Source organism: Moraxella sp. CTOTU47616 (genome assembly GCF_032017465.1).
GTDB lineage: Bacteria > Pseudomonadota > Gammaproteobacteria > Pseudomonadales > Moraxellaceae > Faucicola > Faucicola tetraodonis.
The window spans coordinates 344,079-356,662 of sequence record NZ_DALZPU010000002.1 but is presented as its reverse complement, the minus strand read 5'-3'; the positions used below and the strand labels follow the sequence as shown (position 1 = coordinate 356,662).

11 protein-coding genes are annotated in these 12,584 nt (G+C 44.3%); 5 read left to right on the top strand and 6 right to left on the bottom strand.

The window, feature by feature from the left end; all coding sequences use genetic code 11:
• The first annotated feature begins 64 nt into the window (after positions 1-64).
• The 4 genes from RTS10_RS03740 (at position 65) to RTS10_RS03725 (ending at position 4,158) form a co-directional block, all read left to right on the top strand.
• Positions 65-1,168: a calcium:cation antiporter gene (locus tag RTS10_RS03740; RefSeq protein ID WP_312539297.1), complete on the top strand. Its 1,104-nt coding sequence runs from the start codon at positions 65-67 to the stop codon at positions 1,166-1,168.
• 288 nt (positions 1,169-1,456) lie between these two features.
• Positions 1,457-1,966 (top strand): peptidoglycan-binding protein LysM, encoded by a 510-nt coding sequence (gene lysM / locus RTS10_RS03735; RefSeq protein ID WP_007114907.1) that lies wholly within the window; start codon positions 1,457-1,459, stop codon positions 1,964-1,966.
• 758 nt (positions 1,967-2,724) lie between these two features.
• Positions 2,725-3,930, top strand: a complete 1,206-nt coding sequence (locus RTS10_RS03730; protein WP_312539296.1) for an RtcB family protein — start codon at positions 2,725-2,727, stop codon at positions 3,928-3,930.
• A 3-nt stretch (positions 3,931-3,933) separates the two neighbouring features.
• Positions 3,934-4,158: a hypothetical protein gene (locus RTS10_RS03725; protein ID WP_160001443.1), complete on the top strand. Its 225-nt coding sequence runs from the start codon at positions 3,934-3,936 to the stop codon at positions 4,156-4,158.
• 54 nt (positions 4,159-4,212) lie between these two features.
• Here RTS10_RS03725 and RTS10_RS03720 read toward each other — a convergent pair whose 3' ends face one another.
• The 5 genes from RTS10_RS03720 to leuC form a co-directional block, all read right to left on the bottom strand.
• Positions 4,213-5,538, bottom strand: a complete 1,326-nt coding sequence (locus tag RTS10_RS03720) for a L,D-transpeptidase family protein (RefSeq protein ID WP_312539295.1) — start codon at positions 5,536-5,538, stop codon at positions 4,213-4,215.
• A 217-nt stretch (positions 5,539-5,755) separates the two neighbouring features.
• A complete protein-coding gene (gene leuB, locus RTS10_RS03715) occupies positions 5,756-6,826 on the bottom strand; it encodes a 3-isopropylmalate dehydrogenase (protein WP_312384154.1) in 1,071 nt (356 codons plus the stop codon).
• A gap of 143 nt (positions 6,827-6,969) precedes the next feature.
• Entirely contained in the window at positions 6,970-7,614 is a 645-nt protein-coding gene (locus RTS10_RS03710; protein ID WP_007114911.1) for a hypothetical protein, read from the bottom strand.
• Between the two features lie 286 nt (positions 7,615-7,900).
• Positions 7,901-8,551 carry a 3-isopropylmalate dehydratase small subunit gene (gene leuD, locus RTS10_RS03705; protein ID WP_007114912.1) on the bottom strand — a complete coding sequence of 217 codons (651 nt, stop codon included), beginning with the start codon at positions 8,549-8,551 and terminating at the stop codon, positions 7,901-7,903.
• 9 nt (positions 8,552-8,560) lie between these two features.
• Positions 8,561-9,979 (bottom strand): 3-isopropylmalate dehydratase large subunit, encoded by a 1,419-nt coding sequence (leuC, locus tag RTS10_RS03700; protein ID WP_099808268.1) that lies wholly within the window; start codon positions 9,977-9,979, stop codon positions 8,561-8,563.
• 247 nt (positions 9,980-10,226) lie between these two features.
• On the opposite strand from leuC, the gene RTS10_RS03695 reads away from it, so the two are divergent.
• On the top strand, positions 10,227-11,117 hold the full coding sequence (locus RTS10_RS03695; RefSeq protein WP_095356087.1) for a LysR family transcriptional regulator: 891 nt from the start codon (positions 10,227-10,229) through the stop codon (positions 11,115-11,117).
• A 52-nt stretch (positions 11,118-11,169) separates the two neighbouring features.
• On the opposite strand, the gene RTS10_RS03690 is transcribed toward RTS10_RS03695, so the two are convergent.
• Positions 11,170-12,573 carry a hypothetical protein gene (locus RTS10_RS03690; protein ID WP_312539294.1) on the bottom strand — a complete coding sequence of 468 codons (1,404 nt, stop codon included), beginning with the start codon at positions 12,571-12,573 and terminating at the stop codon, positions 11,170-11,172.
• Positions 12,574-12,584: the final 11 nt, after the last annotated feature.

The following is a 12,584-nucleotide window of genomic DNA, read 5'->3' as shown; positions in this document are numbered from 1 at the left end:
ATATTTTTGACCATATTATCTATTTATATGATAGATTAGAAAATATAGATAGAGCGGAGGGGATATGGCGAAAACATTTTGGCTGAACCAAAAATTTAATATCAATTTACCCATTTGGACGTTATTGTTGCCAAGTATTGCCGCTTTAGTGCTTGCGGTGCATTTGATTTGGCATCCCTCGGGTATCATCATGAATACCGTGACGGCGATTTTTTTGATGGGGTCAGTTTTTGCTGCTGTGCATCACGCTGAGGTGATTGCTCACAAAGTGGGTGAGCCTTTTGGTACGTTGGTTTTGGCATTGGCGGTCACCGTGATTGAAGTGGCACTTATTTTGGCACTCATGAGTAGTAGTACACCCACCGATGCCGCCGTGCTTGCCCGTGATACGGTATTTGCAGCAGTGATGCTGATTTGTAACGGGATTATTGGTATTTGCCTGTTAATTGGTGGTATCAAAAATTATGTACAGCGTTATAGTTTGCATGGCAGTAAAGCGGCAATTAGTGTGTTATTGGCGATTGCATTAATCGTATTTATTTTACCCAATTTTACCACCTCTGCTGCAGGCGGTTTTATGATTGGTGCTCAGCTGCTGTTTGTAGCGATTTGCTGTTTGATTTTGTATGCCGCGTTTATCTTTACCCAAACCATTCGTCACCGTGATTATTTTATTGCCGACGGTGTAGATGATCAGCATCACAGTGATAATGCGCTAACCACGGCGATGAGTGTGGGATTTTTGTTTTTCAGTTTGGTGACGGTCGTGGGTCTTGCTAAGATGTTGTCGCCTGCGATGGAAGCGGCGCTGCTGGCGATGGGTATGCCAAAAATCGTGTTAGGGATTATCATTGCTGCCTTGGTACTGTTGCCTGAATCTATTGCCGCGTTAAAAGCTGCCTACAACGACCAGCTGCAAAACAGTTTAAATTTGGCGTTAGGCTCGGCTTTGGCGTCCATTTCGTTGACAATTCCTGTTATCGCGCTTTATTCAATCTTCACAGCAACGCCCGTCATGTTTGGGTTGTCCGCCAAAGAAGGGCTAATGCTGGTCATTACGCTGATGATAACCATCAATACTTTAAGTACCGGGCGCACCACTTTTTTACATGGCATCATCCATTTGGTCATGTTAGCCACTTTTGTGTTTTTCTCCATTATTCCCTAACCCTAAAGGAATAAATGGCATAGAAAATTGGCGTAATAAATGACGTAATAAATAAATGAAAGGATACTTGCAATCAGTAACATTCTTTTACTAAATACTTATGCTCATCAATTTAAGTTTTTGCTAATCTAGAGGGCAACTAGAATAACGTCATAATTAACACGATTATCGTTGTAGTGATGTGAGGTCGTTCTAGTCATTTGAGGTGTTGAAACGATTATTTAGGCGTTTCAACAAACTATACATTAAAAAGCGTGCATTAAAATATTACAACATAAGGAAAAACAAATGGGACTATTTAGTTTTGCAAAAGACATCGGCGATAAAATCTTTCATCGTAACAAAGACGCTGCGCCAGCATCGACACCTGCATCAAATGTTGCACCAACCGCAGCGCCTGCCGCTTCTACTGAGCCATCTGCACAAGAGATTGCAAACTTATTGATTCAGCGCATCCAACAAAATGCCAAAATTGACAATCTATCAGTCAACTATGACGGTAACACTGACAAAGTAACCATTAATGGTTCTGCTGCTAACCAAGCAGAGCGCGAAAAAGCCATTCTAGCGGCAGGTAATGTACAGTATGTTGCACAAGTGGAAGACAATATCACGGTTGCGACGCAAGAGCCAGAATCTCGTATGTACACAGTGAAATCAGGCGATACGTTGTCAAAAATTTCAAAAGAAGTGTATGGCGATACCAACCAATACAACAAAATCTTTGAAGCCAATAAACCATTACTCTCTGACCCAAATAAAATTTATCCAGGTCAAGTACTTCGTATTCCAGCTTAATTTTTACCTTAAGACTTGTAAACAACCAGTGACCCCTGTCGCTGGTTTTTTTATAAAAAAATTTGCATATCGACAAATAAAGTTTTATAGTATGTCGCTGATTCATTAGTTTTGATAACATATCAAACTGTGAATGCAATCAAATTTTTATTTCCGCTCTGTTTTGGCATTCTGATGTTAGTACCATCGCCAAAACCGCCACCCTAGCAAAAGGGAAAAAGGAGACACATGATGTCCGTACTTACTCACAACGTAAAACGTCTAAACAACACTGTTGATGTGTCTGCCGTCTGTTTTAACTAATTAAAATTTGGTTTTTTAACAGCGTATATGCGATACGCCCTAGATTTACCGATTTTGATTTACCAAACCCAAAGCATCACCATCAATAGTAACTGACTGAGAATAAAGCGAAGATTGGCTTTTGATTGTGTTTATTGTGATGGTAATAATTTGGGTTTTTTGTTGTCTAAAATTTCCCTATTTTTCCATGCCCCTATTTTTACATGTCACAGAAATCGTCGGATAGCTAAAAAGCACCTTGCGACAAAAAACTTTTTCAGAGCATGTAGTTTTTCAAACGCATTTATGTGTGTCAGTCTTGTTTGCCAGTCGTGTTAAACGATTGGACGACGTTTTATTGTTTAAATTTACTTATCAAAGTTATTTCAAAAATTTTTAATTATCATTTATTGGTCTAAATTTGCTACGCTAAAAATTTTAAGGGTGTGAATTTAGCATTTAAACAGAAAAAATATATGAGTATTCAATTAGTATTAAATAAATCTGCGCAACATGGCGTACCTGTCAAAGTATTTACCAAAGATATTGAACGAGAAGCCATCCAGCAGTTACGTAATCTTGCCCAGCTTGAATTTGTCCATCACCATATTGCGGTAATGCCTGATGTGCATGTGGGCAAGGGTGCGACTGTGGGTAGTGTGATTCCGACTAAAGATGCGATTATTCCTGCGGCGGTGGGTGTGGATATCGGCTGCGGCATGAACGCGGTGCGACTATCGCTCAAAGCCCACCAACTGCCCGATAATCTGGCTAAAATCCGTGCAGCGATTGAAGCCAAAGTCCCTGTCGGTTTTAACCAGCACCAAGCCATCATGGTGAAAATGACGACGCTTGACCCGCTTGCCAAACGCTTAAAATGCATCACCCATAAGCACAAGGGGCTGCTCAAAATGCTGCGCAACTTTGAGCGAACTTGGGCAAAACAGCTCGGTACACTGGGCGGTGGTAATCATTTTATTGAGCTATGTATCGATGAAAATGAGGATGTCTGGGTGATGCTGCATTCGGGCAGTCGCGGCATTGGCAACTGTATTGGTGAGTATTTTATTACCCTTGCCAAAAAGGAACAGCAAAGCCGCTTTGGGCATGTACCTGACCGTGATTTGGCGTATTTTGCCCAAGGTTCCCATAGTTTCGACGATTACCTCGAGGCAGTGCAGTGGGGGCAGGATTATGCGTTAGAGAATCGCCGCGAGATGATGCGGCTGATTATCAATGTGTTACAGCGTGAACTGCCGCATTTTACGCTGACAAAAGAGGCGATTAATTGCCATCACAATTATGTCAGCCAAGAACATCACTACGGTGAGGATGTCTACGTAACCCGTAAAGGGGCAATTTCTGCTTTCGAGGGCGAGCTTGGTATTATACCTGGCTCGATGGGGGCAAAATCCTATATCGTCAAAGGCAAGGGCAATAGCGAGGCGTTGTGTTCGTGTTCACATGGGGCAGGGCGACGCATGAGCCGTGGCAAAGCGATGCGGCATTTTAACCTTGATGACCTAAGAGCCCAGACGGCGGGCGTGGAGTGCCGTAAAGACAAGGGCGTGATGGATGAAATTCCAGAGGCGTATAAAGATATTGATGCGGTAATGGCGAATCAGTCGGCGCTGGTCGAAGTCGTGCATACGCTCAAACAAGTGATGTGTATTAAAGGATAAACCATGAAAAACCAAAAACAATTAATCAAATTGGGCGAGCAACTGGAGAAAAATCCGTCAATCGCGCAATCCAATTTGGCTGTTAAACCCCGTAATTACTTGGCGTTAAATCCGCTTTTGCAAAAAGGCGGACTGCATGAAAAAGACGATGTCGAAATCGCCCGCAAAAAACAACGCAGGCAGACCAAGCAGGATTTACGAAAGCAAGTTTGGCGACAAGAATCGTAATAACCAAACACCCCAAATTTTGGGGTGTTTATTCGACGCCTATACAATATAAACTTATTCAAATACCACGTCTGCGCCATCGGCAATCGTGCCATACAGACTTAGCGCATCCCAATTGGTCAAACGCACACAACCGTGTGATTTTTGCGCGCTGATTAACTCAGGCTCAGGCGAGCCATGAATGCCATAGCCACGTTTTGATAACCCAATCCAAGCGCGCCCCACAGGATTGTTGGGTCCTGGTGGTAGCCACTTTTCTTTGGAAGAAAAATCAGTATTATAAGTGGGGTTTAATACCCGATTTTTAACTTTTAAACTGCCAGACGGTGAAGGGGTGTAGTTGGAACCTACTGTTGTTGGGTAGCTGGCAACGAGCTCACCACTAGCGGCATAGGCGTATAGAATGTTTTTCTTTTTATCGCTCACAACCTTAGTCACTTCCGTCATATTAGGCTGATAAGGATTGTAGACGGTGATAATGTTACCTGCTTTGAGTGGCGTGGTGGGATTCAATCGACTTACCAGCTTTTGGCTCATATGGAATTTTTCAGCTACCGCTTCACGCGCTGATTTGTATTGCATGTCTTTGGGCGCTTTGGTAATCACCAAATCATCGCGCGTTAGCTGATAATTGATAAAAATCGGCTGCTTATTTAACGTCTCGTTGCTGGTTAACGCCGACCAAGTGGCTTCATCCATCGTAGTGGTTACGGGCAGATTGTGCTTTTGCTGAAAAACCTGCATCGCTTTGATGGTATTTTTATTCATTATCCCTGTCAGCGCACCCACACTATGCCCATGCCAGTTAAGCAGTGCTTTGGTCTTTAATACCAGCAGTTCATCAGGCTTAATGAACACTTGTTTTGATGGTAACGCGTCTTTGTTAGCCACGGATGACGGATTGTCATTAGTAGATTGTTTGAGCGCAGCATAGTCAATAGTTGATTGAAAACCCGGCGCAGATTGGGTCGCTGAAGCAGATGCGGTTGATGCGGCTTGTGACGCCGCCACCGCAGAGGCAGGCATGGCTTTTAATTCAATTGCGCCTGTGGGTGACCAACTCACTTGGTTTACTTGCTGGGCAACCATCGGTAAATTATCAGTGGTATAGGCAATCTCTGGCAAGGCTTGTTTCAGTCGTTGCTGCACCAAGCTTGCGCCAATAAACTGTTGACTGACATTGGCTTTTAGCGTTGGGGCAGGCGAAGAGGCAGCGACACTTGCGGTTGTACTGGCTGCAGTACTAGTACTAGCTATAGTACTTGCTGTCGCAACTGTGGGTACATCCATCGCTTGATTGGGTGACTGTTGACAGGCAGATAAACTGATAGCAAGCAGTAGGCTTGTAAAGCAAGGTAAGATTTTATGATAAGAAGACATAGTCATTGAATTTTAAGAAAAATTTAGCAAGTGAGGATGGAAGGTCATCGAGGTTTTAGAGAAACGATAATGGCATACTATAGCAAAACTGGTTTCAAGATAAGCAGGATTTTACAAATTTTTCAAAAAAATGTTGGCAAAAAATGCTATAAAAAAAGGCAGGTTAGACCAGCTAACACTACCTTTAATGCAGGGTAAAAATTAGGGTAATCAAAGATTATAAGTTAGCGATGACCGCATCACCCATCTCTGAGCAAGAAACCAGCGTGGTGCCTTGTTCAAAGATATCGCCTGTGCGTAACCCTTGTTGCAATACTTTTTGCACTGCTTGCTCAACCTGTGTGGCACGGGCTTCATCATTGAGGCTATAGCGTAACAGCATCGCCAATGACAAAATGGTTGCCAACGGGTTGGCTTTATTTTGACCTGCGATATCAGGGGCAGAACCATGCGATGGTTCATATAGCCCTTTGCCTGTGTCATTTAAGCTTGCTGATGGTAGCATACCAATAGAGCCAGTCAGCATTGAGGCTTGATCTGATAAAATATCGCCAAAAATATTGCCGGTGGCAATCACATCAAACTGTTTTGGGGCTTTGACCAGCTGCATCGCTGCATTGTCGACATACATGTGAGTCAATTCAACATCTGGGTATTCGGCAGCCACTTCAGTGAAAATCTGCTTCCAAAACTCTGTGGTCTCAAGCACGTTGGCTTTATCAACTGAACAGAGTTTTTTACCGCGTTTTTGCGCCGCTTCAAAGGCGACTTTGGCGATACGGCGAATTTCTGATTCGCTGTATTTCATGGTGTTGTAGCCTTCTTTCTCGCCGTTTTCAAGCGTGCGAATACCGCGTGGTTCACCAAAATAAATATCGCCGGTGAGCTCACGGACGATCAAAATATCTAAGCCAGATACCACCTCAGGTTTTAAAGTTGAGGCATTGGCAAGCTCTGGATAAAGAATGGCTGGGCGAAGATTGGCAAATAGATTTAAGTCTTTACGAATCGCCAGTAATCCACGCTCTGGGCGCACTGAGCGTTCAAGGTTATCATACTGTGGGCCGCCGACAGCACCGAGCAATACCGCATCAGCCTTGCGGCACAGAGTCTGGGTAGCTTCTGGATAGGGTGAGCCATGCGCATCATACGCTGAACCACCTAACAGCCCATACTCATAATGAGCGTCTAATCCTTGCTCGATTAATTTGTCCAATACTTTGACAGCTTGTCCAATGATTTCAGGACCAATACCATCACCTTGTAATACGGCGATCTGTTTTGTCATGTTACTTCCTTCACGTTAATCCACAACTTTTTGCTGACAACGCAGCTTTTAAAATTTTGTTAGTTTCTAAAAAATAATCGAATCAGGCGTTATTGAATGACGCTTTTTTGAGAGGCGCTTTTGCGTGAGGCTTTAAGGCGCATCTATAAAGCAATCTTTATAAATTCATTCGATAAAGCGCCTTGCTGATTAGGTTTTTTACACCATTGATTGGTAAGTTTGGCATTTTCATACAAATCAATACACAGGGGCGTTGGGGCAGACTGCGCTAGCAAACTATAATCGGTCTTTTGAATTTGGCGGTAGGCTTTGAGCTCATAGCGTTTACCGCTTTCAAAACGATGGATAAAACTAAAACTTTCAACCGTCGTCAAATCCTCATCCAAATAAAAACGGGTGGCAACCACGTGCTGACCACTGGGAAAACTTACCAAGTAATTTGGTATAGTAGATTTGCTCTGCGGCTTACTCATCAAAGGTGTGACGGTCACTGGGCTAGTCTCTTGGCTATGGTTGCCAAGTGTAGCGCTCGGGGTGTGAGTCGATTGATTAATAACTGACAACGTGCCAATACGATTGATTTCACAGGCATAAATGCCGGTACATTTTAGGGTGCTTTTGCCTGCAGCAATCGGTTGCGGCGCTGTTACCACTGAGGGTTTGGCGCGTGCGCTTGGCTGCTTTGTCATTGATTGACAGCCAGATAGCGCCACTGCCGAACAAATCGCAATGGCTATACCTACAACAGGCAAACAGTCAGGGCGAAAAAAGCGCTTCGTAAACATCATGGTCGTTATTCCCTCAAATCAAAAAAGGCAACTAAAATATTGCAGTAACAGGGTGGCTGCCATAGTTAGATGATGATAACCATGGCGGATGATGCCATGATTTAAACACAGTCATAGGCACGCTAAAATGTGACTAACATAACCAATATGCCAACCTTTGTCAAAAAATGCCTTTTTAGACGCGGCTTATACGCAGGATGGGATACATGATGGATAAACTATCAATGATAAATCATCAATGATGAAACGCTACTAACAGTGGACATTTACCTAACCAAGCAGCATTTTAAGCCGCGCCTGTGCCAAATACCCAAGGGCGTGATTGTTTGGCGTTCTCTTCATACGCTTTGATGCTATCAGCTTGCTGTAATGTCAGGCCAATATCGTCTAAACCGTTGAGCAGACAGTGCTTACGAAATTCATCGACGTCAAACGCATAGCTTTTACCTGAGGGTGAAATCACTTGCTGTTTTTCTAAATCCACGGTTAATTGGTAGCCATCTTGGGCAAAACATTCGGCAAACAATTCACTGACCGCATCTTCGCTTAAAATCACTGGCAACATGCCATTTTTAAAGCAGTTATTGTAGAAAATATCGGCAAAACTTGGCGCAATCACCGTGCGAAAACCGTATTCTTCGAGCGCCCAAGGGGCATGCTCACGGCTTGAACCACAACCAAAGTTTTTACGCGCAAGCAAAATGTTAGCACCTTGATAACGGGGCTGATTCAAAATAAAATCAGGGTTAATGGGGCGTTTGCTATTGTCTTGACCAGGATAGCCTTCGTCCAAATAACGCCATTCATCAAATAAATTGGCACCAAACCCCGTGCGTTTGATAGATTTCAAAAACTGTTTTGGAATGATTTGGTCAGTGTCCACGTTTGAGCGATCTAGTGGGCAGACAATGCCCTGCTCAAGGGTATATTTTTTCATAGTTCTACCTTAATAATTTCTCACGTCAACAAAATGACCGGCTAATGCGGCAGCGGCGGCCATGGCAGGGCTGACCAAATGGGTGCGTCCGCCATTGCCTTGACGACCTTCAAAGTTACGATTGGAGGTACTGGCGCAATGTTCTTTTGGCTGCAATTTATCCGCGTTCATGGCGAGGCACATCGAACACCCTGGCTCCCGCCATTCAAAACCCGCTGCGGTAAAGATTTTATCCAGCCCTTCGCTTTCTGCTTGTTGTTTAACCAACCCAGAACCGGCTACCACAATCGCTTCTTTGACGCTATCTGCGACTCTGCGACCTTTGATGACCGCCGCCGCTGCGCGGATATCTTCAATACGTGAGTTGGTACAAGAGCCGATAAACACCCGATCCACTTTGATGTCAGTGACCGGTTGACCCGCGGTCAAACCCATATACTCATAAGCGCGTGTCCAAGCCTCTTTCTGTACGTCATCTTTTGCCGCATCTAGGGTAGGGACGTGCGCGCTGATATCCACCACCATTTCAGGGGAGGTGCCCCAAGATACTTGGGGGGCGATGTCCGCGCCTGCCATCTCAATGACGGTATCAAACACGGCATCAGCATCTGAATGCAGGGTTTGCCAGTAAGCCACGGCTTTATCCCACATTTCACCCGTAGGCGCATAGGGACGACCTTTGACGTATTCAATGGTGGTGTCATCAACGGCCACCATACCAACGCGTGCGCCCGCTTCAATCGCCATATTACACACGGTCATACGTCCTTCCATGCTCATGTCACGGAACACATCGCCTGCAAATTCAATGGCGTAACCTGTCCCGCCCGCGGTGCCGATTTTTGCAATGATCGCTAGTACCACGTCTTTGGGGGTGACACCTTCACCCAATTTGCCATCGACTTTGATAAGCATATTTTTCATCTTGGTTTGCACAAGGCACTGTGTTGCCAATACATGCTCAACTTCACTGGTACCGATACCGTGGGCAAGACAGCCTAACGCACCATGGGTTGCGGTATGTGAGTCGCCACACACCACGGTCATCCCAGGTAATACCAAACCTTGTTCTGGGCCTACCACATGCACAATACCTTGGCGCACGTCATTGATGGTAAATTCAGTGATATTAAATTTGGCACAGTTTTCATCAAGTGTGGCTACTTGCAAGCGAGAGACGTCATCTTTAATACCTGCCACCCCTTCTTTACGTTCGCTCGCCACCGTCGGGACATTATGGTCAGGGGTGGCGACGTTTGCTGACAAACGCCAAGGGTCACGATTTGCCAATGACAAGCCTTCAAATGCTTGTGGGCTTGTGACTTCGTGTAATAAATGACGGTCGATATAGATAAGACTAGAACCGTCGTCTCGTTGATTGACTAAGTGGTCTTGCCAAAGTTTATCATAAAGCGTTTGTGCTGCCATGACACATATCCTATGGTTTTTTTATAAAAGGGCGTAGTAATTGGGTACACAATAACGCCATTATAACAAAGAAAAATGATAATTTTAATTGATGATTTTTATATTTTATAAAAATTTTAGGAATGTATTGGACGATTAAATAAATTGTATTTGTCCATACGTTATCTTATAATCTTATTTAATGTATTTTTTAAAGAATGAAACTTTTATTTATATCAAATGGTAGGATTTTATTGTTGGGGGAAAGATGAATACCACAAATTTAAATACTTTTTTAGCGGTTATGCAAACAGGTAGTATCTCGCAGGCGGCTGATAAATTATTTATTACACAGCCTGCAGTAAGTAAGCGTATCAAAAACTTAGAAGACGAATTTGATGTCACCCTTTTTGATACAGTGGGTCGTGGTATTATCCCAACCCAAGCGGCGCATGACTTGATACCCCATGCCAAACGCTGGCTAGATGATTACGATAATCTAAAAATTAATCTTAAAAACCGCCAGCAAACGGTATCAGGCAAACTGATTATTGGTACCAGTCATCATATTGGCTTACATCATCTGCCAGCTGTCCTCAAACAATTTATCCAAAGCTATCCTGCAGTACAGCTTGAAGTGCATTTTGTCGATTCCGAGCAAGCGCATAAAGCAGTCCTTGATGGCGACTTGTCATTGGCTTTTTTAACGCTACCCCCTGTGTATGATAAACGTCTAAATTATCATATGCTATGGTCAGATCCGCTGCATTTTGTGACGGGTGTTTTATCGCCACTGGCGCATAAAATGAACGTGACGCTTGAGCAATTGGCAAATTATCCAGCGATTCTACCCGCCGCCAATACCTTTACCAGCCAAATCACTTTAGCTGAATTTGCCAAATATAACTTAAAACCGTATGCCACCATGAGCACCAATCCGCTGGAGTCGATTCGTATGTTGGTATCGGTTGGGCTAGGCTGGTCGGTGTTACCGCAGACGTTAGTCAATCAAGATTTACAGCCGATTAACATGGATACCCCCGTTGAGTTACAACGCTATTTGGGGTTGGTCACTAACCCCAATATCACGGTATCTGCAAGCATGGCAGCCTTGCTTGATATGTTAGGATTAGAGGTGGATGGTAAACATCGCGATTAATGGTTCGACATAAAAAAAAGCCTATCGATGTGATAGGCTTTTTTTATGAGACTTATTTTTTCTGATAAGTTAAACGCAGCCCGTAAATCCAAGCATCGTTATTTTGGAAATCACCCACTAAGTCGCCATTGGGGATTTTTGATTTGGCATCGCCAAACATCAAGTATTTCACGCCTGCTGACACGGCGACTTCGGGTGTAACATTGTACTTGGCGCCTAGACCCACATTCCAATGACCTTCGACAGGCCCTAAGGTGGTGGTGGGATCACCCGCGCCGCTATCCCAGCCCACTGAGCCTGATACTGCCCATTGATTACTTAATTTTTTACCCAAGCCCAGTTCTGCTGCCCAGCCATCATCTGAGTAATCAATCAAGTTTAAACCATTGGGATATAGGGGTTTAAAATCCGCCCCTGTGGCTTTTTTGGTCGTTGCATTATACAGGGGTGGTTTGATTGAAAAATCACTCCAAGGTACCCAGCGCAGTTTTGCGGTCAACAGCGTGGTTGGATTAAGACCTGTTTGAAAGTCAACATTCACAGATTTTGGGGTAGTGATGGTCATGTCATAACTGCCTGATTCGCCAGTTGCTGGCATGTATTCATACGCTACGGTGTCATGATCAATTTCAGAGCGATAAGTCAACGCCGCTTTAAGCGCAATTTCAGGTTTGCTATAGGCCAAACCTGCCATCCAACCATAACCATTCGATTGGGCAAAGATACCATCATAACCTTGGGTCGAATTGTAGGCTGTACCGCGTAAATGCACTTCACCTTCTAATTTTTGTAATACCGGCCCGCCATATACTTGCCAGTTATTTTTTTCGCCAAATTTGACCCCCACCAAACCCGTGAAGTTTTTACTATCAACGGAGGCATTGGTACCTTCGTTGGGATGCTGAGCGATATTGCTTGCTAGATTGTAGGCTGCCCCTGCTTGCTGTGCGGTTTTAACCGCGGTAGCCGCGTTATAAGCGAGTGTTTGGTTGGTTGGATCTGCTTGATAAGCAGCAGCGGCAGTTTTTGCAGCTGTGGCGGCGGCTTGCGCCGCTTGTCCTGCAGCAGCAACCTGCTGCGCGCTGACTGTACCATTGACAAAGTTATTATTGCCGGTGAACTCAACATCCGCGCCCCACGGCTGGTCAAAAAACACACCCACACTGACTTTATCGTTGACGTCTGCTTTTGCCCCATAATTGATAAAATCATAGTTTAGCGCCATGTTATTAATATCGCGACCTTCTTCATACGTAGTTGGCGAAGGGGTGGTGGCCGCATTGTCTTTGCCACTAATCGATGGGTCGATGGTGATTCGTTCGATGTACGCAAAAGTGCCATCTTGCGTAAACCCCCAACTTGGCTGAGTTGAGCGGTCAAGCCCTGCGGCTTGGGCAGCGCTAGCAAATGAAATGCTGGCAATAGCGAGTGTTAAGGATTGCAATCTTAATGACATGAAATACTCCC